The following is a 22,038-nucleotide window of genomic DNA, read 5'->3' as shown; positions in this document are numbered from 1 at the left end:
ATGAATAATTTCAAAAGAAAATTTAAAAGAATGAAGGTTGCTCTTAGGCTCACCTTCTGTGCTGTAGCTGCTTTAGTTTTTCAGTCCTGTGAGGATACCTTTCTGGACGTTGTACCAGATAATGTGGCGACAATAGATCAGGCTTTTAAACTGCGAAATGAGGCAGAGAAGTATTTATTTACGTGCTACTCCTATATTCCAAAAAATGGAGATGCGGTTTACAACATAGCTTTCTTAGCAGGGGATGAAACCTGGATTCCACCTCAGGATGCTTCCTTTAACAGCTTTGCATTTGACATTGCACGTAATTTGCAACGTAGCACAAATCCCTATATGGATGCCTGGGAGGGCCGCTATCAGGGAGGTGGCCCAGGTGATCTTTATCAGTTGTGGGATGGTATTCGCCATTGCAATATCTTCATTACAAACCTGGAGGACACCTCTAAAGTGCCCGATCTTGGGGAGGCAGAGCGTTTAAGATGGATCAGTGAAGCCAAATTTTTAAAAGCCTATTACCACTATTATTTGTTGAGAATGTATGGGCCTATTCCTATTATGAGAACTGCAATCCCAATTGACGCGCCTGAAGATCAAATTCAGGTACCTCGAGAGCCAATTGATCCAAGTATTGATTATCTGGTTGAATTATTTGACGAGGCCGTTGTGGGGTTACCACCTATGATTACCGATACTCAGGAAGACCTGGGGCGTATAACCAGACCTATCGCCTTAGCCGTTAAAGCCGAAATGCTGACCATGGCAGCTAGTCCGCTATTTAACGGAAATCAGGACATGAGTAGCTTTGTGGGTAAGGACGGTACCCAATACTTTAACTTAAACTATGAGCCTGCAAAATGGGAACGTGCGCTCACTGCTATTAAAGAGGCAATTGACGTTGCAGAAGCAAACGGAGCCGAAATTTTCTATAAGGAGGATGTGAGCTTTGATATCGAACCCATTACGCAAACAAAGCTTGATATCAGACAAGCCGTTACCGAGCGTTGGAATCGTGAGATCATTTGGGCTAATCCCAATAGCAGAACCTATGAGTTACAAAGACTGGCTATGAATCAGGTTGATATTACCTCCAATGCTCAAACGGCAAGAAGGGCTCTTTCACCAACTTTAGAAACGGCGCAGATGTTTTATACCAAGAACGGTGTCCCTATTGAAGAAGATAAAACCTTAAGTTTTGGCGATATTACCACCTTGAGAGAAGCGGGGGAAGACGATCAGTACAATATCGCTCTAGGCTATAGAACGTCAATATTGAATTTTGACAGGGAACCTCGTTTTTATGCAGATCTGGGTTTTGATGGTTCTGTTTTTTACAAGTTTGACAGTGGCTCAAACGATACACGCTGGCATTATGAAACCAAGTACAAAGATTATGGTGGAAGTTCTGATGCATTTAATTTCAATGTAACGGGTTACTACATTAAGAAGTTAATTAACTGGGAACAAACATTTACTGGAGGTACACCTTATAAAGAATATGCCTGGCCAGAAATCAGACTGGCAGACTTATATCTGCTTTACGCAGAGGTTTTAAATGAGGTTAATGGTCCTACACCTGAAGTTTTTCAATACCTAGATGCAGTACGTGAAAGAGCTGGTCTTGCCGGAGTTCAGGAATCCTGGACCAATTTTTCCACAAATCCGAATAAGTATACTACTAAAGACGGTTTAAGAGAAATCATTCACCGTGAGCGTAATATAGAAATGGTTTTTGAAGGTAAAAACTACTGGGATGTGAGACGCTGGAAAAAAGCAGCCACAGAATACAATGAGCCTATACGTGGCTGGAGTGTATTTGAATCTACAGAACAGGCTTATTATCAGGTTAGAACCTTGTTTCAGCAGCGATTTATTGCTCCGAGAGATTACTTCTGGCCACTAGATCAAAATACATTAATTCAAAATCCCAGTCTGGTACAGGCTCCGGGATGGTAAAAATAAATAATTATGAAAAGAATAGTAAAATACGGGTTTACAGTTCTAGGTTTTTTCACAATACTATCTATTGTAGGATGCGCCGAAGACGGAAATCATGAACCATTGGAAGGTGGAAGCACCCCTCCTGGTGAAGTTAGTAATATTAGTATAGAGAATTTAAGCGGAAAGGCCAGACTTACCTATACCGCTCCCGCCGACGAGAATCTGCTCTATATAGTTGCAGAGTATACGTTAGAGAATGGTAGAGAAATGGAGGTTAAATCTTCCTATTATACCAATTCTATGCTTTTAGAAGGTTTTGCGGGATTAAAAGAGATAGACGTAGACGTTTATGCGGTCAATCGAAGTGAGGTAAAATCCAAACCGGTTACTATCACTGTTAAGCCAGAGAAGGCGGCGATATATGACATCAAGGAATCCCTAACAGCTCAGACCGATTTTGGAGGCTTGCGAATACGTGCTCAAAATCCAGATACAGAGGATATTGCCATTTTGGTAATGCAAAAAAATGAACAGGGAGACTTTGAGCCGTTGCCTAATAGTATTTACACTTCGGCTAGTGAGGTTGATCAGGCATTAAGAGGTTTTGACACCGTGTCTCAGGAGTTTGCAATTGCCGTAAGGGATCGATGGCTTAATGTAACCGATACCTTGTTTACCACAATCAAGCCACTCTATGAGAAGCTTATGCCAAGATCTCAATTCGTCGGGGTAAATCTGCCTAATGATGCAGAAGTGATTTGCTGCTATCCGGTTTCTAATTTATTTGATGGTGTGACATTAGAATACTGGGGTTCTTATTTTACAAGCAGAACTATTGATACAGAAGATCACTTAGTTACCTGGGATATAGGTGAAACCACAAAGTTAAGCCGCCTGCACATTTGGAACTTTTCAGAACCAATAGGTGGACAACGTTTGTACTACTATCTCGGTGCAATGAAGCATTTTAGAATATGGGGAGCAAATGAACTGAATGACGGAGACCTGTCAGGATGGACTTTGCTTGGGGAATACGAGGTAGTTAAACCATCAGGACTTCCTTATGCACAGGAAAACAATGATGATCTGGTAGCTGCACGCGATGGTGCAGATTATGAAATACCCCTTGATGCACCTGCTGTTAGATACCTGCGAATTCAATGTTTAGAAAACTGGGCCGGGGGAGAGTTTATGGCCGTTTCTGAAGTTCAGGTATTTGGTAATCCTAATTTTTAAAAGCACATTATGAAAAACATATATATAAAAATTTTTGGTCTTCTTGTCGTTTGCGCGAGTCTGAGTATCTATTCATGCTCAGATGGAGACGAGTACCTAAAATATACCGAAGGAGGAGAGATTTCCTATACGGGTAAAATAGATTCACTTAAAATTTATCCGGGTCGTAATCGGGTTAAGGTTGAAGGTCTAATTATTTCAGATCCAAAAGTGACCGAGGTCAGGATTTACTGGAATGTCAAAAATGATTCAGTCGTGGTACCTGTAAACAGAACTGCAGGAGTCGATACGGTTTCTGTAGAAATAGACAACCTACCGGAAAATGTCTACAATTTTGAGATCCGCACATTTGATAAAAATAATAATCAATCCGTTGCCGTATTTCAGTCGGCTGAAGTTTACGGAGATCGTTATCAAAATTCACTTTTCAATAGACCGGTCATTTCTCACGAGCTTATAAGAGATAGCTTAGTAGTGAACTATGCCACGATGGACTTGACTACAGGTGTTATAGGTACTGAAATTGTCTATACAAAAAGTGATAACGGTCAAAATACTGTATTTGTTCCTATTGAAGAAGGAATAGAGAGAATAGGTGATTTTGAGCCCTTGACGACTTACAACTACCGAACTTTATTTCTTCCGGAAGAAACCGCATTAGACACCTTCTATACCGATTATGCTTCATTTAAACCGATGTCAACTATAGGTAATGATTCTGCTCCGTTTTTAACATCAAAAAGAGGAGGCGAAGTAGGAGCAAACAACCGTTGGGGTACACTTGCATACTGGACAACCAATGATGCTGCTAAAACTTTTGGCAATCCTCCTGTTGGCGGATTTGATGATAATGAGGGTCTTGCAGCCATGGGACAGGAAAGTTGGGGTTCTCCATTCATACGAAATGGTAAAATTTATCAGCCTGTTTTACTTGAACCATCAGAATATACTTTAGAAGTGCTTGTAAGAAATGGAAATAAGTTGGGAGAAGCTGGTACTAAAGTTTATTTAGTAGTAACAAACGGAACGGCTATTCCAGATGTTGATAACATTGAAAATAATCCGGATGTTCTTGGTTATAGCAGAATAACAGAGCCTAAAACGTACAGTTTTGATTTTGAAGTTTTAGAAACTAAAGATGTTATAATAGGAGTTGTAACCGATTTTACTATCGATCAGAGTTATTGGAAAATAATGAATTGGGACATTTCCAAGAAGTAAATTAATTCAAGTTTTCCTTAAATCGGAGGGTGAAAGACTTGCTCTTAGCTCTCCGATTTTTTTTAGCGCATAATATAGGAAATTAGATTAGGTCTGAATATAAAACAAGGTCAATCCCTGTAATGAAAACCATCAACACATAAAAGAAGCTTTTGATAAGGCACTATGGTATAAATGGAGCGCAAGAAGATTCTGGTGATGATTTGTGAGATTATGAATGCTCTCCTGATACAGGGTTTTAAAGAAGACGGTTTACCCTCAAACGAAGTTGAACGCGGGCCATATCAATTTTGACCATCCTGCACCCCCTAATTTGTCAATCCATACCCTGTAAAAACTTTAGCTTTTTAAGAAACTTGTAAAGCCTTAAGCCTAATTATCGCGTTCCCGAAGCTAGGTAATATTCAGAATTAAACATCTGATTGAAAATCAAATTAAAATTATAAATGTTTTATTTACATTTATAAACCGGTTATGAAATTTAGAATACCTTTCTTTTTTATAATTATTGGCTCCTTTCTGGGGAGCTGTGCTGGTGTTCGTTTAGCCCAAGCTGCTAAAGAAAGTGTTGTAGGTGAGGGCTGGTCTTCCAATTCGGTAAATACGGTAATCTTTAGACAGAACGCGGTTACGACTTTTGAGGATACCCAGTTTACAGCCTATTATGATGCTGAAGCACGGGTAATTCTAGGCAAACGTAAATTGCCCCGTGGTGAATGGGAGGTTTATAAAACGCAATATACAGGCAATGCAAAAGATGCCCACAATGCTATTAGTATTGCTATTGATGGGAAAGGTTATTTGCATGTAAGCTGGGATCATCACGACAATGCCTTGCGTTATGCTAAGAGTTTAGAACCTTTTGGTCTTGAACTTGCTGAAATACAACCCATGACCGGTATCGATGAAAATAAAGTCTCTTATCCGCAATTCTACAATTTGCCATCAGGAGATTTAATCTTTATGTATCGTTCCGGGCAATCGGGTAGGGGGAGTTTAGTTATCAACCACTACGATATCGCTGAGGCAAAGTGGTTTGCGTTGCACAGCAACCTTATAGATGGTGAAGAAAAGCGTAATGCCTACTGGCAGGCGTACGTAGATCATAACGGAACGATTCACCTCTCCTGGGTATGGCGCGAAAGCTGGGACGTTTCCACCAATCACGATATCGCTTACGCGCAGTCTAAAGATGGCGGTAAAACCTGGCAAAAATCAGAAGGGAGCCTTTATGACTTACCCATTACGAAGGGTAGCGCAGAATATGCGGCTATCATTCCGCAAAACAGTTCGCTGATCAATCAGACAGCGATGACTACCGACAGTCAGGACAATCCCTACATTGCTAATTATTGGAATGAGGGCGATACAACCCAATTTCACGTGGTTTACCTCAAAAACGGCCAATGGCAAACAGAGAATACCGCTTTCAGAACAACAGGTTTTCAATTGGGCGGCGGCGGAACAAAAAAAATACCCATTTCGCGACCTGAAATTTTTATCGGTGAATCTACGGGCAAGAGGCTTTACCTGCTCTTTCGCGATGCAGAACGCGGATCAAAAATTGTCCTCGCTTCGCGGGATTTAAATAAAGAAGAATCCTGGAAGCTAACCGACCTGACTGCAGTATCAGTTGGGGATTGGGAACCCAATTTTGACAAAGAATTATTTAAAAAAACAGGAAAACTTCACCTATTTGTGCAACAGGTGAATCAGGTGGATGGCGAGGGGCTTCAAAACAGCGCTCCCACACCCATAAAAATTTTAGAGTACAATACATTACCAGAATTCACAACACATGAAAATTAACAACAGATCACGACTAATCATTTTTTTATCGGTATGTTTTTTACAGGCATACACCGCTTTTTCACAGGCGATCAATGAGTGGGAGAACCCCACAATCATAGAGCGCAACAAAGTAGAAGGGCGCAGTTCATTTACCCTTTATCCCAATCTGGAACAGGCACAAAGCCTCAACCCGGAGAATAGCAACCTGCAAAAAAGCCTGGACGGGGAGTGGAAGTTCAACATTGTCAAGAATCCGGGATTACGCCCTCAGGATTTTTACAAAACCGATTTTAATGATGCCGGTTGGGATCAAATCACGGTTCCTTCCAACTGGGAGACCGAAGGATTTGACATTCCAATCTACACCAACGTGGCCTATCCCTTCGAAAAAAATCCGCCTTTTATCAACGGCGACTACAATCCGGTGGGCACCTATCGTACTGCGTTTACTATTCCTGAAAACTGGGAAGATAAAGAGGTTTTGTTGAGTTTTGGTTCGATCTCCGGTTACGCCCGTATTTATGTTAACGGAAAGGAAGCCGGTATGACCAAAGCCTCAAAAACCCCGGCCGAATTCGATATTACAAAGCTTATCAATCCCGGTAAAAACCAGCTTGCCGTACAGGTAACGCGCTGGCACGATGGCAGCTATTTAGAAGATCAGGATTTCTGGCGTCTTAGCGGTATTGAGCGTTCGGTTTTACTAAAAGCGATGCCTAAAACTACGATCTGGGATGTAAAAGTTGCAGGGGGACTAGACTCCAACTATAAAACCGGAACCTTTTCGGCAGCAGTAGACATCCGCAATTTTGGAAAGGCAGAACTTAAGAAAGCCCGTTTGGGAATTTCGCTTTACGATGCAAAGGGCAATCTGGTTTATGCCGAAAAGAAACCCGTTCCTGCACAGGGGGGAAGCATTGATTTTTCGCGGGAAGTTCCTCAGGTTAAGTTATGGAGTGCCGAAACACCGTATCTCTATACCTATGCACTGAAGCTTGAAGACAAAAAAGGCAATGCCGTGGTTGCTACCTCCGGACGTGTTGGTTTCCGTAAAGTCGAAATCAAAAACGCACAGCTTTTGGTAAACGGAAAAGCCGTTACCGTACACGGGGTAAACCTGCATGAACACCATCCCGATAAAGGTCACGTACCCGATCTTGAGATGACGCGTAAAGATTTTGAATTGATGGCGCGCAACAACATCAACGCGGTGCGTATGAGTCATTATCCTCACGGACAGGAAGTTTACGATCTGGCCGATGAATTTGGTTTTTATATTGTAGACGAGGCCAATATTGAGACCCACGGCATGGGTGCAGAATGGCAGGGTAATTTTGATAAATCAAAGCACCCGGCGTATTTACCCGAATGGGCACCGGCACATTTAGACCGCATCAAACGTATGTACGAGCTCAATAAAAACCACACTTCGGTAATCATCTGGTCTATGGGTAACGAGTGTGGTAACGGTCCTGTGTTTTATGATGCTTACGACTGGTTAAAAGAAACAGACCCCGCCCGCGTGGTTTCGTTTGAACAGGCCGGTCAAAACCGCAATACCGATATCGTGGCGCCTATGTATCCGGGAATGGATTATATGATAAAATATGCCGAAGATAATACGGTTACCCGCCCCTTTATTATGTGTGAGTACTCGCACGCGATGGGAAACAGCAGCGGTAACTTCCGCGCGTATTGGGATGTTATAGACAGCAGTCCGCATATGCAGGGTGGTTTTATCTGGGACTGGGTAGATCAGGGTTTACGGGCAGAGACTGCAGACGGTCGCGAATTTTGGGCCTACGGTGGTGATTTGGGCGGAAAGAACCTGCAAAACGATGAAAACTTCAACGCAAACGGATTGGTTACCGCAGACCGAGTGCCGCATCCTTCCCTGGCGGAAGTGAAAAAAGTGTATCAAAACATCGAGTTTGATTTTGACGGAAGCAACCTTACGGTTCAAAACAAATACAACTACACCAATCTGGATGCGTTCAACTTCAAGTGGAAGTTGCTTAAAAATGGTGAGCAAATCGATTCCGGAAGCTTTGAAGTTTCGGCTTTGCCAAATACGTCTCAGACTGTGGCCTTTAATCTTCCTGAGACTGATGACGCAGAGTATTTCTTGAGTGTTCATGCTTTCACAAAAGAAGGAAGTGCATTAGTTCCTGCGGGTTACGAACTTGCCTACGAGCAGTTTCAGTTGGGCGAAAAAGACTTCTTTGCAGACAATACCGGTTCTTTGACCAAAGATAAACTGGTTTATGAGGTACAGGGCGACTCCTTACTGGTTTTCAGCACGGCTAAGACTCAGGGTGTTTTAAATCTGAAGGCCGGTAAATTGGAGCAGTATCAGCTTAAAGACGGAAGCAGTGTGCTTAACACCTTCCCTGAGCCTTATTTTTGGAGAGCTCCTACCGACAATGACTTTGGTAACGGAATGCCCAGAAAATTAGTAGCCTGGAAAACAGCAACCCAAAACCCGCAGCTGCTCTCAGCAGAGGTAGGAACGCAGGAAGATAATGGCTTACCTGTGACATTTACCTACCAGCTTGCAGGGGTTGAATTGCCGTACACCGTGACGTATTTGATTGATGCAGTTAATGGAATTACTGTAAACGCAAGCCTGGACACTTCGGTTAAAGAAACACCCGAAATGCCCCGCTTTGGGATGCGTATGATCCTGGAGGGGAAGTATGACAATCTGGAGTATTACGGCCGTGGTCCCTGGGAAAATTATTCAGACCGAAAAGAGTCTGCGTTTATGGGTACCTACGAAGATAAGGTAGCCAACCAGTTTACGTGGACGTACATCCGCCCGCAGGAATCCGGTTATCACACTGATACGCGCTGGTTAACGCTTACTGACGATGCCGGTAACGGACTTAAAATTGTAGGCGGGCAGCCGCTTGGTTTTAGCGCACTTAATATTTCAACCGAAGATCTGGATCCGGGTATGACCAAAGATCAAAGACATCCTACAGACCTTACGGTACAGGATAAGGTGTTTTTACACGTGGACTTAAAGCAACGCGGTCTTGGCGGACTTAACAGCTGGGGGCAGTATCCGTTTAAAGAATACAGACTCGAAGACGGAAACTACAGCTACAGTTACACCATCTCATTATTATAAGAATTTCTATGCGGAAGGGTTTTTCATTTTTTTTACCAATCATTTTTGGTCTGTTTGCTGTAAATGCAGGCCTGGCGCAAACTCCTGTAAAGGTGAATTCGCCGGACGGTCACATTTCGGTTACGGTCAGGTTAGAAAATGGAAAACTTTTTTACAGCGTTGCTCACGATTCTGATATTTTCCTGGAAGATTCTCCTCTAGGTCTAAAAACCTCAATCGGTGATTTTGGCGAGGGACTCACCTTTGAGAGTTCAATCTTAAACACTATTGCGGAGTACTACGAATTGAATCGAGCTAAAGTCAGTAAGGTTGAATACCGTGCAAATGAAATGGTCGCTGCGTTTACAAATTCAAATGAAGATACCCTCAAAGTAATTTTTAGGGTAAGCGATCGTGACGTGGCCTTTTCCTATCAGTTAATTGGGAAAGATCTCAATACCAAGGTGAAAATTCTGAACGAAGCAACTGCGTTTAATCTGCCCGATCAGGCAACCGCATTTTTAAGCGCTCAGGCTTTGCCAATGACCGGTTGGGAGCAGACCAAGCCTTCCTACGAAGAGGGCTATACCTTTGATGCGCCTTTGGGAGAAGCTTCGCAGTATGGGGTGGGATATACGTTTCCGGCACTTTTTAAAAATGAAAGTAAAGGCTGGTTACTCATTTCAGAAACAGGCGTAGATGGTACCTATCCCGGTTCGCGATTGGGTGCATCAGGTACTGACGGGCTGTTTCAATTATTGTTTCCGCAGGAAGGAGAGAATAATAGTATTGGCGCTACGTATGCGGCGATGGCGATGCCGGCTCAAACGCCCTGGCGCACGATTACACTAGGTAAAACCTTGAAGCCTATCGTAGAATCGACCGTAGCTTTTGATTTGGTAAAACCAAAATACGAAGCCTCGACAGACTACCAAACCGGAAGGGCAATCTGGAGCTGGATTGTTTGGCAGGATGGCAGCATCAACTACGAAGATCAGATTAAGTTTATTGATCTTTCGGCTGCTTTGAATTTTGAATACGTACTCATAGACAACTGGTGGGATGCCAATATTGGCCGGGATAAAATGAAAGAACTGGTAGATTATGCCCGCTCTAAAAATGTTTCAGTCCTGCTTTGGTACAATTCAAACGGCTACTGGAGCAATGCGCCCCAAACCCCGCAGGATTTTATGAACACCGCTTACAAGCGTCAGCGCGAGATGGCCTGGATGCAGGAAATAGGGGTTAAGGGAATTAAGGTTGATTTCTTTGGAGGTGATAAGCAAACCACCATGCAGCTGTATGAAGACATTCTTAACGATGCCAATAATTACGGTTTGGGTGTGGTTTTTCACGGCTGTACCTTACCGCGTGGCTGGGAGCGTATGTACCCGAATTATATGTCTTCAGAAGCGGTACTGGCCTCCGAAAATTTGATTTTTACACAGGAAGCTTCAGACCAGCACGCGTATAAAAGCACCCTGCATCCATTTATTCGGAATACCGTGGGAGCGATGGATTTTGGTCCCGTTTTTCTCAATAAACGTTTAACCAAAGATCAACAGGGCGGTTCCATTCGTAGAACCACCGAAGCTTTTGAACTGGCGACCGGCGTCCTGTATTTTTCGCCCATTCAGCATTTTGGCCTCACGCCAAATAATCTGGACGAACAGCCACAGTTTGTACTCGATTTTTTAAAAGAAGTTCCCGCAACCTGGGATGAGACGGTTTATATAGGCGGTGAACCCGGTGATTATGCAGCTATCGCACGACGAAAAGGAGAGCAATGGTATGTGGCGGTAACAAACGGCAAAAAAGAAGAGCGAAGCCTCGAGCTCGACCTGCCCATGCTTAAAAATGCGGAAATCACACTTATTTATGATAAATTAGACAGAACAGCCGGTCTTAAACTAATGAAAATCAATAAAAATGGTAAATTGAAGCTCAAATTACTGGGAGAAGGCGGTGCTGTGATCAGTAGCAACTAAGCCTTTTTGCACGAAGCATCCCGGTAATTGATTGTATTCATTTAAAAGCATTTTATGAAATCTATCCCTACTCTGTTTTCTGTTTTAACTATTTTAATTTTGACCTCCTGCGGCAAAGAGGAGAAGACCGTTGCAGCAGATTCCAATACCATGTTCAGGCTTTTGGATGCTTCAAAAACCGGAATTGACTTTGAAAACACACTGGTTGAGACCGAAGAAAGTAACATAATCACCTACGAATACATTTACAACGGTGGCGGTGTTGCAGTGGGAGACGTTAATAATGACGGAGTTTCAGACGTTTATCTTTCGGGCAATCAGGTTCAAAATAAACTCTACCTGAATAAAGGAGGTTTAAGTTTTGAAGATATCACCGCCAAATCGCAAATTCAGGAAAAAGAGGGCTGGAAAACCGGTACCGCAATGGCCGACGTTAATGGCGATGGCTTACTCGATATTTATGTTTGCTACTCGGGCAATGCCCCGCAGGAAGGGGTGACTGAACCGGTGGTGCGCGAGTATAAACCCCGCTCAAACCAGCTGTTTATCAATCAGGGGCTTGACGCTAATGGGGTTCCCACTTTTAAGGATGAGGCTAAAGAATATGGGGTTGATGCCATTGGCACCTTCACCACGCAGGTCTATTTCCTGGACTACGATCTCGATGGCGATCTTGATCTGTTTTTGCTCAATCACGCCAACAAGTTTTACAACATTTTCTACAACGTAACCCTGTTACGCAGCAAGCGGCATCCGTATTACGGGAATCAACTCTACGAAAACCGCGATAATCAATTTGTGGAAGTTTCAGAAGAAGCGGGTATTGACGGTACGGGTATCAATTTTGGGCTGAGTGCCGCAATCAGTGATTTAAACAAAGATGGGTATCCTGATATTTTTGTGACTAACGACTATTCCGAACAGGATTTTTGTTATCTCAATAATGGCGACGGTACCTTTACCGAAACTTCTAAGGCATCGTTTGAGCACCTGTCTAAATACTCTATGGGTTCTGATGTGGCAGACATCAACAACGATATGAATCCTGATTTGTTTGTGGTTGATATGCTTCCGGAAGGCAATTACCGCCAGAAAGTACTTAAGGGTCCTGACGAATACAACAAATCGGTTCGCCTTACAGACAGCGGTTACCACAAGCAGTATATGCGCAACAACCTCCAATTGAGCAGAGGTAAAGATCCTAAAGGAAATCTAAGATTCACCGAAGTAGCTCAGCTTTCCGGTATTTCGAATACCGACTGGAGTTGGGCGCCCTTATTTGCCGATTACGATAACGATGGCTTGAAAGATGTTTTTATCACAAATGGCTATCTGCGCGATTACAGCAATCTCGATTTTAATAATTACACGGTGCACGAGGCCAATGATCGCGCGCGTGCAACCGGAGAAAATCTCGATCTGGGCTTACTCATCAGTAAAATTCCTTCTACAAAAGTTTCTAATTACATCTATAAAAATGTAGACGGACTCCTCTTTGAAAATAAGACTCAGGCCTGGGGACTTGACCAAAAAACGGTATCTAATGCGGCCGCGTATGCCGATTTTGATAACGATGGAGATTTAGACCTGATCATCAACAACCTCAATGACCCGGTTTTGGTTTATGAAAACAGGGAAAATGAGCAGTTGGATAACAACTTTTTGTCTCTGACGCTTAATGGCGAAGGGAAAAACACTCAGGCCCTGGGTGCCAAAGTAATGCTTCAGCTTGAAGATGGTAAGCAAATCTATCAGGAAGCCTATTACATTCGGGGGTATCAGTCTTCGGTCGAGCCCAAAATGACTATTGGTTTAGGCAAAGCCGAAACTATCCGGAGTCTTGAAATAATTTGGCCTTCTAAAAAAATGACCCGTCTTGAAAATGTTCAGGCCAATCAAGCTTTGGTTTTGAAGGAGGCTGAAGCGACTGAAACTTATGATTATAAGATCACAGCACCTGAAACCTTTTTTACCGATATTACTGCAAATTCGAATATCGATTTCATCCATCAGGAGAATGATTATGTAGACTATAATTACGAAAGTCTTATCCCGTATCAGGTCTCAAAAACCAGCGGAAAAGCCGCAGTTGGTGACCTTAACAACGATGGTAACGACGATATTTTCTTCCTCGGCGCTAGTGGTCAGGCTTCGCAATTGTATCTGGGTTCCGATTCTGGCAAATTTAAACTGAATAATGCCGGCCAGCCCTGGACTTTATCTGAAGAGGTGGTGCACGAGGATTACGACGCCCTGTTTTTTGACGCTGATGATGACGGCGATCTGGACCTGTATGTGGTAAGCGGTGGTAATGAAGAGTTTAATGGCGATGCCTATTATCAGGACCGTTTATATCTCAATACAGGTAACGGTAAATTCAGCAAAGCTGAAAACGCGCTGCCCGATATGAAATTCAGCGGGGGAGTGGTGAAAGCTGCAGATTACGACAAGGATGGCGATCTGGATTTATTCGTAGGCGGAAGGATTTCGGGAGGAAATTACCCGATGGCTCCCCGAAGCGTGTTACTTACCAATGAAACTTCCGGCTCTGATGTGAAGTTTAGCGTCACCCGAAATTACGATCTGGAGCAGGTGGGTATGGTAACCGATGCAGATTGGGTAGATATTGACAACGACTCCTGGCCTGATTTGGTTTTAGCAGGAGAGTGGATGCCCATTAGTCTGTTTAAAAACAATGCGGGTACTTTAAAAAATGAAACAGAAGCAGCAGGCCTGGCCAATTCAAACGGCTGGTGGTTTAGCCTGCAGGCCGGGGACTTTGACGGCGACGGGGATGTTGATTTTCTGGCCGGTAATCTGGGCGAAAACAACCAGTTTAAAGCTTCGGTTGAAGAGCCTATGCGCTATTACATTCAGGATATTGACAACAACGGGCGTATAGATCCTATTTTGACGTACTTTATTGACGGGGTTAGCTATCCATGGCCTACTCGCGACGAACTCATGGGGCAGGTTTCCGCCTTAAAAAAACAGTATCAGTCGTACGAGAGTTATGCGAAAACCAATACCGAAGAGTTTTTAAAAACCAATAAAATTGAGCCGCGTTTTACTCTGGAGATCAAAATGCTTGCTTCGGCTTTTATAGAAAATAAAGGTGATGGTACGTTTAGTATAAAGGCTTTGCCCAAAGCGGTTCAGGATGCACCCATTCAGGATTTTGTAGTTGCAGACTTTGATAGTGACGGCAATTCTGAGATTCTTACTGCCGGAAACCTGTATCCGTTTCGCGTGAGTCAGGGGCCGCTTGACGCTTCTTTCGGTTCGTTGCTTAGCTTTAATCAGGGTGATTTTCGCCTTATGCCTCAATCCGCTAATCTGTGGTTAGATGGTGATATAAAATCCCTAAACATTTTAAATACAAAATCCGGTCAAAAATCCGTACTGGTCACCCGCAACAACGCCGGGCCCGGTCTGTACACCTATTAAATACAAATTATGAGAATCCTGTTCCTGCTGCTTAGTTATGCTTTTGTGATTTCGTGTAAATCTTCAAAATCCGGGCAGGTGGGGGATTCTGCTATTCAAACGCCAAAAGGCTACGAGCTTATCTGGCACGATGAGTTTGACACCGGTACTAAGCCCGATCGGGATTCATGGAACTATGAGTACGGTTTTGTACGCAACAACGAGCTGCAATGGTATCAGGAAGACAATGCCACTCTTGCTAACGGAAATCTGGTCATCACAGGTAAACGCGAAGAGCTTGTAAATCCCGGTTATGAACCTGGTAGTACCAATTGGAGCAAAAGCCGCGAAACAGCGCAGTATACGTCTTCAAGTATCAATACCCGGAATCGGTTTGAGTTTATGTACGGTATTGTAGAAGTACGGGCTAAAATTGATACCGCAAGCGGAATGTGGCCGGCAATCTGGACGCTGGGAGTGGAAAAAGGCTGGCCTTATAACGGCGAGATCGATATGATGGAATACTATCAGATTGACGGAAAACCCCACATTCTGGCTAATGCCGCATGGGGAGCAAACTGGCAGGATGTTTCGTGGGACAGTGCTAAAATTCCGTTTACTGACTTTTTAAAGAAAGACCCGCAATGGCCTGAAAAATTCCACATCTGGAAAATGGAGTGGACTCCGCAGTTTATCAAACTTTATCTGGACGACGCGTTAATCAACGAGATTGATTTAGCCGAAACCAAAAATCCCGACGGGTTTAACGGCTTTCACCAACTGCATTATATTTTACTCAATCTGGCGATTGGTTCCAACGGTGGTGATCCTTCAAATACGCAATTTCCTAAAGAATACCTGGTAGATTATGTACGGGTGTATCAGAAAACAGATCCTCAATTATGAAACAAAATTTAAAATACAAATCCTTGAAAACACAGCTCATTTACTTTTCAATTTTGGCAGGAATATTCACTTCCTGCGGAGGAGCAAAACCGACTGATTCGGCCTTAAACGAAGCTTCACTTCCCAAACCCGATCGGGTTTTGGCCATTATAGAAAACGTGAATACCCACTGGCAAGAGACGCATCCCGAGCCCGCATCGGCATTCTGGCATCCTGCGGCCTATCAGACCGGGAATATTGAAGCTTATAAAGTGACAGGAAATCAAGATTTTCTGGATTATGCCACGGCCTGGGCCGAGCATAATGAGTGGAAAGGGGCAAAATCTGATGATAAATCGGCATGGAAATACAATTATGGTGAGACTGACGATCATGTGCTTTTTGGCGACTGGCAGATTGCCTTTCAAACCTATATCGATTTGTATACGCTTGATGGATCAAAAGATCCTTCAAAAATTGCCCGCGCCCGTGAGGTGATGGAATACCAGATGAGCACGCCACAAAACGACTATTGGTGGTGGGCTGATGGCCTGTATATGGTGATGCCGGTGATGACTAAACTCTATCAGGTAACCGGCAACGAGCAGTATTTAGATAAACTAAACGAATACCTGAAGTATTCAGATAGTATAATGCTTGATGAAGAGACGGGGCTTTATTATCGCGATGCGAAATACGTCTATCCCAAACACAAAAGCCTAAACGGTAAAAAAGATTTCTGGGCACGCGGCGACGGCTGGGTTTTTGCCGGTTTGGCTAAAGTTTTACAGGATCTTCCCAAAGATTCCAAATACCGAAACGCATTTGAAGCCCGCTACAGGCGAATGGCCGAAGCTTTAAAAGCAGCCCAACAGCCCGAAGGTTACTGGACACGCAGTATGCTCGATCCCGAGCACGCTCCCGGGCCTGAAACCAGCGGTACGGCTTTCTTTACCTACGGCTATTTATGGGGTATCAATAACGGTATTCTGGATGCAAAAACCTATTTGCCGGTTGTAGAAAAAAGCTGGAAGTACCTGACGGAAGTGGCTTTACAGGAAAACGGAGCCGTGGGTTATGTGCAGCCCATAGGCGAAAGGGCCATTCCCGGGCAGGTAGTTGATGTCAATTCTACTGCCGACTTTGGAGTGGGAGCCTATTTACTTGCCGCTTCTGAAATGTACCGAATGGTCAAATAAACTAAACTCAAAAGATGATTTTTAGAAAACCTATTCTCTTTTCAATAGTATTAATTACTTCAGCGCTAACTGCTCAGGAAATCAAACCTGCAAAACAGGTGGATGGCGAAATGCCGTTGTTTGAGGTAGAAAATCCCGATTTTCAAACGAGTCCGTATACCGGAATGACCAAAAAACACTGGGAAGATGCCGCCAGGTATTTACTGGCAGGAGCTTTTAGTTATATCGACGATCTGGATGACCCGATGAAGTTTCCTAAGCTTCCCGGTAAAAGTTATCCGCAGGACATCAGCCGGGTACCTACCGAAAAACTGGAAGGTCTGGTGCGTACCCTTTTCGTAGCTGCACCCCTTTTAAAAAAAGAACCTGATCTTACCTTAAACGGGATTAAGGTCGCCGAATATTACCAACATCAATTGCCCAAACTGGCAAATCCGGATAGCGAAGCTTACATAAAACCACGGGGTAACGGCGGTCCCAGTCAGAATTTGGTAGAGTACGGGGCATTGGCGATTTCCTTATTTATTTCACCCGAAACGCTTTGGGATCCCTTAAGTCAGGAGGATAAAGACGCGCTGGCAGCATCAATGCTGAGTTACGGTGATGGGCCTACCGTGCCTTCCAACTGGAAATTCTTCAACATTTTTGTACTCAGTTTTTTTGATGCTCAGGGCTATGAAGTCAACAAGCCTTTGCTTGAAGAATACCTGCAAAAATCGCTAGACCATTACCGCGGGCAGGGCTGGTATAACGACAACCCGGCTTATGATTATTACAGTATGTGGGCCTTTCAGGTCTACGGGCCTATGTGGGCGTCGGTCTATGGAGATACGCATTATCCCGAGATAGCCAAAGCCTTTAAAACCAATTTTCAGGATTTGGTGTATCATTATCCCTATATGTTTTCGGAAGATGGCGAGATGATTATGTGGGGTCGCAGCATCAGTTACCGCATCGGGTCTATCAGTCCGTTTCCCTTTACCGGAACGCTGCAGGATGACACGATTAATTTCGGCTGGTTGCGCCGCATCTCTTCAGGCACCTTACTTCAGTTTTTACAGAACCCTGACTTTTTACTCGATCGAATCCCGACTTTAGGTTTTTACGGACATTTTGAACCTGCCGTACAGGTGTACAGCGCCCGCGGCAGCGTGTTCTGGATGGGAAAGGCTTTTTTAGGATTGTTGGTGCCTGATGATAATCCGTTTTGGACTGCGACTGAAAATTTGGGCCCTTGGGATACTACTTTTGAAAAGGATAAGGTGTACAATAAGTTTCAGGCTGCTTCCAATATTCTGATCACCGATTACCCAAATATAGGAGCTTCTGAAATACGGGCATGGTGCCACGAGAAAAAGGCAGACGACTGGCAGGGCTTTCGCAGCAGCGAAAACTACAACAAGCTGTCGTATAATTCCGCTTTTCCATGGCAGGCAGACGGAGAGCAGGGTGAAATCTCGATGAATTATGTCTTTAAAAATGCCAAAAACGAATGGGAACCCTGGCGGTTGTATACCTTCAAAAGCTATGAAAATGGCGTGTACCGCCGGGATGCGGTATTGGAAACGAACGAGCAGGTGACGATGCAACTGGCAGACATCCCGTTACCTAACGGAATTTTACGTGTTGATAAACAGACCAGTAAAGTTCCTGTTGAAATGCGCCTGGGACATTATGCGTTGCCAAAAATCGAAGGCAAGGAAGTCAAGCATTATATCCAGAAAAGTGGTAGTACTGCTGCTCTTGTTTTAGATAATGGAGAGTATCAACTGGCGATGCTCCCGCTTCAGGGTTGGGAAAATGCAGAGTTTGTATCTGCCAGCGGACTCAATCCGATTTCTGAAGAAAGTACAACCATCAATGTCTCGGCTACCTTTTCGCCGCAGGCTGAAACCAACATTTACGCCACCCTGATGCTCTGGAAAAAATCGGGCGAGGATTTTACTGAAGCCGAATTGATGCCGGTGACAAAGCTGAGTGCCAAAAATGGCAAAATAGAGGTTTTGATGAGCGATTCTGAGTTATATACTATCAATTTTGATTAATTCCTGTTCAGTTTAGTTTATAATTTTTAAATAGTTTAACGGCTCTCTTTAATTGATTAATTGATGATTAGTGTTAAAAAATATTGGAGCTACTTGTTTGTTCTTTTCGTATTAACCCGTGTTAACGCCCAGCAAAATCCACCGGAGTGGCAGGATCTGAGTGTTTTTGAAGTTAATACCCTGGCGCCACGTGCTACCTTTTACGTGTATGATACCGAAGAAGAGGCGCTTGTAAATAACTATCGCGATTCAGATAATTTGATATCATTAAATGGTATCTGGAAGTTTCACTTTGCTAGCAGACCCGAAGAGCGCCCTGAACAATTTTATCAAACCGGGTATAATGCTTCCGGTTGGGATGACATAGCAGTTCCGGGCGACTGGCAGGTGCAGGGCTATGATTTTCCACTTTATGTAAGTGAGGGATACACCCACGAGATCAATCCGCCACTTGTAGATACGCTTTACAATCCGGTTGGCTCATACAAACGCAATTTTAACCTGCCCGAAAATTGGAAAGACCAGCGCGTCGTGTTGCACTTTGGAGCAGTAAACAGCGCCTTTTACGTTTGGGTAAACGGAAAGAAAGTGGGGTACGATGAGGACAGTAAAACCCCGTCTGAGTTTGATATTACGTCCTTTGTTAAGTCCGGCGAAAACGAACTCGCCGTTGAAGTATATCGCTGGAGCGACGGCACCTATCTTGAAGATCAGGATTTCTGGAGACTCAGCGGCATTGAGCGGGATGTCTATATTTATAAAACCCCAAAGGCATACATCGCCGACGCGTTTTTTAAAGCGGGTCTCGATTCGACCTACACAGACGGAGTTCTGGATGCTTCGGTAAGCCTTGCTAATGAAAGTGCCAAAACCAGAATGCTTCAGCTTCAGTTAAAAATCTATGATGACTCCGGTGTTGTTCATAAAGTTCAACAGGAAGTTCGTCTAACAGCTTCCTCAAAAGACACACTCAGCTTTCAGCATCTGTTTGAAGAAGTAAAAATCTGGAGCGCAGAGCACCCTAATCTGTACACAGCCACCCTTAGTCTTGCTGAAGGCTCAAATACGCTGATGGCCACTTCGTTTAGAATCGGTTTCAGATCTGTTGAAATTAAAGGCGGAAAGCTTCTGGTAAACGGAAAACCCATTTTACTCAAGGGCGTTAACCGCCACGAGCACGATCAATATACCGGTCACGTGATTACTGAAGAATCGATGATTAGGGATATTCAGCTTTTTAAGGAAAACAACATCAATGCCGTGCGCAACTCGCATTATCCAAACGATCCGTTGTGGTACGCACTCTGCGATGAATATGGCATTTATATGGTTGATGAAGCCAATCTGGAAACCCATGGTTTTGGTTATGATGAAGATAAAACCCCGGCCAACAAGCCCGAATTTGCTGCCATGCATCAGGACCGGTTAGAGGCAATGGTCGAGACCAATAAGAACCACGCGTCAGTGATTATTTGGTCTATGGGTAATGAGGCAGGTGACGGCCCTGCTTTTGTAGACGGGTATCACTACATCAAAAACCGGGACACTTCACGTCCGGTACAGTATGAACGCGCAGAACGCGGCAAGAGTTTTCAGGAACCACATACAGATGTTATTGCCTGGATGTATGCCAGCCTTGATTATATCAAAAACAACTACATCGGCAAGTATCCCGAGAGGCCTTTTATTTGGTGTGAGTATGCGCACAGTATGGGTAATAGTACCGGTAATCTGCAGGATTTGTGGGATTTTGTTTACGCACAACCGCAAATGCAGGGCGGTTTTATCTGGGACTGGGTAGATCAGGGTTTTGTAAAGCAGGATAGCACCGGTACTAAATATTGGACCTATGGCGGGGATTATGGTCCTGACCGCTATCGCAACGATGCGAACTTTGTGCTCAACGGTATTGTAAACCCAGATCGTACGCCACATCCGGCATTGGCAGAGGTGAAGCACGTGTACCAAAACGTGAAGATCGAGGCGCTCGATACCGAAAGTTTAAAATTCAACCTGATAAACCGTTTTTTCTTTACCGATCTGGAAGGTTTTGAAATAGAGTATGATTTGTTGCGTGACGGAGCTGTGGTTTCTTCCAATAACTTAGGGTCTTTCAACGTGGTTCCGCAAGACTCTTTAGTATTTAAACTGAACGCATTGCAGATTCCTGAAGATGAACACGAATATTTTATCAATTTTAATGTGATTACCAAAACGGCTTCGCCGCTCTTGCCAAAAGGTTTTGTGGTGGCCCGGGAGCAGATCCTGCTCAAACAACCTTCTGCTAACAATCGTGTGAACAGCACAGGAAAAGGAAAGCTTCAGGTTAAAGAGCTCAAAAATGCGCTATCGGTAAAAACCGATGCGGTAAGCCTCAATTTTGACACCCAAAGCGGACGCTTAAAATCGTATGTCTATAAAGACCAAAACTACCTGAAAGAAGAACCTCGTCTTAATTTTTGGCGCGCGTCAACCGATAATGATTTTGGTAATAACTATCAAAAACGAGGGAAACTGTGGAAAGATGCTTCTGAAAAGCAGCAATTAATCTCATTTAAGATGCTTTCTAAAACGCGGGATTCTGTGGTTGTAGAATCTGTTTATCAGTTAGACACTTTACAGGCGCAGGCAACTACCCGTTTTGCTATGTATGCAGATGGCAGCCTGAAGATCACAAACCGATTAAATTACACGGGTTCTGAAGAGGTGGCCGAAATTCCGCGCTTTGGTATGAATTTTATTTTGCCCGACGTATACGATCAGGTGAGCTGGTATGGCCGCGGGCCGCACGAGAACTATCAGGACCGTAAAGAGTCGGCTTTTGTGGGTATCTATGAGTCTTCCGTAGCAGATTTGTATTTCCCATACATCAGACCCCAGGAAAACGGTTACCGCACCGAAAACAGATGGATAAGCCTAACCAACGATTCCGGTGCCGGAATTAAAATTGTAGGTCTGCCTGTAGTATCCTTCAGTGCGCATCACAATTACGTTTCCGATTTTGATCCCGGCGAATGGAAACATCAGCGACATACGACCGATATTAAACCCCGCGACCTGATCAGTTTGAATATAGATTACAAACAAACCGGGGTAGGCGGTGATAACAGCTGGGGCGCCAAACCTCACAAAAAATACCGGCTGCTGCCCGGAGATTACCAATATAGCTTTCTCATAAAACCCATAAACTAAAAGAC

General features: G+C 43.9%; 11 protein-coding genes. All 11 read left to right on the top strand.

What is annotated here, in order from left to right:
- Positions 1–30 precede the first annotated feature (30 nt).
- The 11 genes from ACSSS3_RS00265 to ACSSS3_RS00215 all read left to right on the top strand — a co-directional run bounded on the left by ACSSS3_RS00265 (position 31) and on the right by ACSSS3_RS00215 (position 22,033).
- Entirely contained in the window at positions 31–1,953 is a 1,923-nt protein-coding gene (locus ACSSS3_RS00265; RefSeq protein WP_442845964.1) for a RagB/SusD family nutrient uptake outer membrane protein, read from the top strand.
- Positions 1,954–1,965: 12 nt separating this feature from the next.
- Positions 1,966–3,174 (top strand): DUF4959 domain-containing protein, encoded by a 1,209-nt coding sequence (locus ACSSS3_RS00260; RefSeq protein WP_442845963.1) that lies wholly within the window; start codon positions 1,966–1,968, stop codon positions 3,172–3,174.
- A 9-nt stretch (positions 3,175–3,183) separates the two neighbouring features.
- Positions 3,184–4,395: a DUF4998 domain-containing protein gene (locus tag ACSSS3_RS00255; RefSeq protein ID WP_442845962.1), complete on the top strand. Its 1,212-nt coding sequence runs from the start codon at positions 3,184–3,186 to the stop codon at positions 4,393–4,395.
- A gap of 474 nt (positions 4,396–4,869) precedes the next feature.
- Entirely contained in the window at positions 4,870–6,204 is a 1,335-nt protein-coding gene (locus ACSSS3_RS00250; RefSeq protein ID WP_442845961.1) for a BNR repeat-containing protein, read from the top strand.
- Positions 6,194–9,319 carry a glycoside hydrolase family 2 TIM barrel-domain containing protein gene (locus tag ACSSS3_RS00245; RefSeq protein ID WP_442845960.1) on the top strand — a complete coding sequence of 1,042 codons (3,126 nt, stop codon included), beginning with the start codon at positions 6,194–6,196 and terminating at the stop codon, positions 9,317–9,319. Before ACSSS3_RS00250 ends, ACSSS3_RS00245 begins: the two co-directional genes overlap by 11 nt.
- An 8-nt stretch (positions 9,320–9,327) precedes the next feature.
- Positions 9,328–11,286, top strand: coding sequence for a glycoside hydrolase family 97 catalytic domain-containing protein (locus tag ACSSS3_RS00240; RefSeq protein WP_442845959.1), 1,959 nt, complete (start codon positions 9,328–9,330; stop codon positions 11,284–11,286).
- Positions 11,287–11,340: 54 nt separating this feature from the next.
- Positions 11,341–14,733, top strand: coding sequence for a VCBS repeat-containing protein (locus ACSSS3_RS00235; protein WP_442845958.1), 3,393 nt, complete (start codon positions 11,341–11,343; stop codon positions 14,731–14,733).
- 9 nt (positions 14,734–14,742) lie between these two features.
- Complete coding sequence (locus ACSSS3_RS00230) at positions 14,743–15,618, top strand: glycoside hydrolase family 16 protein (RefSeq protein ID WP_442845957.1); 876 nt, start codon at positions 14,743–14,745, stop codon at positions 15,616–15,618.
- Positions 15,615–16,796 (top strand): glycoside hydrolase family 88/105 protein, encoded by a 1,182-nt coding sequence (locus ACSSS3_RS00225; protein ID WP_442845956.1) that lies wholly within the window; start codon positions 15,615–15,617, stop codon positions 16,794–16,796. Before ACSSS3_RS00230 ends, ACSSS3_RS00225 begins: the two co-directional genes overlap by 4 nt.
- Positions 16,797–16,810: 14 nt before the next feature.
- Positions 16,811–18,841, top strand: a complete 2,031-nt coding sequence (locus ACSSS3_RS00220; protein ID WP_442845955.1) for a DUF2264 domain-containing protein — start codon at positions 16,811–16,813, stop codon at positions 18,839–18,841.
- Positions 18,842–18,904: 63 nt separating this feature from the next.
- A complete protein-coding gene (locus ACSSS3_RS00215; RefSeq protein ID WP_442845954.1) occupies positions 18,905–22,033 on the top strand; it encodes a glycoside hydrolase family 2 TIM barrel-domain containing protein in 3,129 nt (1,042 codons plus the stop codon).
- Positions 22,034–22,038: the final 5 nt, after the last annotated feature.

The organism is Leeuwenhoekiella sp. H156 (assembly GCF_052218455.1).
In the GTDB taxonomy this organism is placed as follows: domain Bacteria; phylum Bacteroidota; class Bacteroidia; order Flavobacteriales; family Flavobacteriaceae; genus Leeuwenhoekiella; species Leeuwenhoekiella parthenopeia.
The sequence above is the reverse complement of the archived record's forward strand: the minus strand, read 5'-3'. Positions and strand labels throughout refer to the sequence as shown.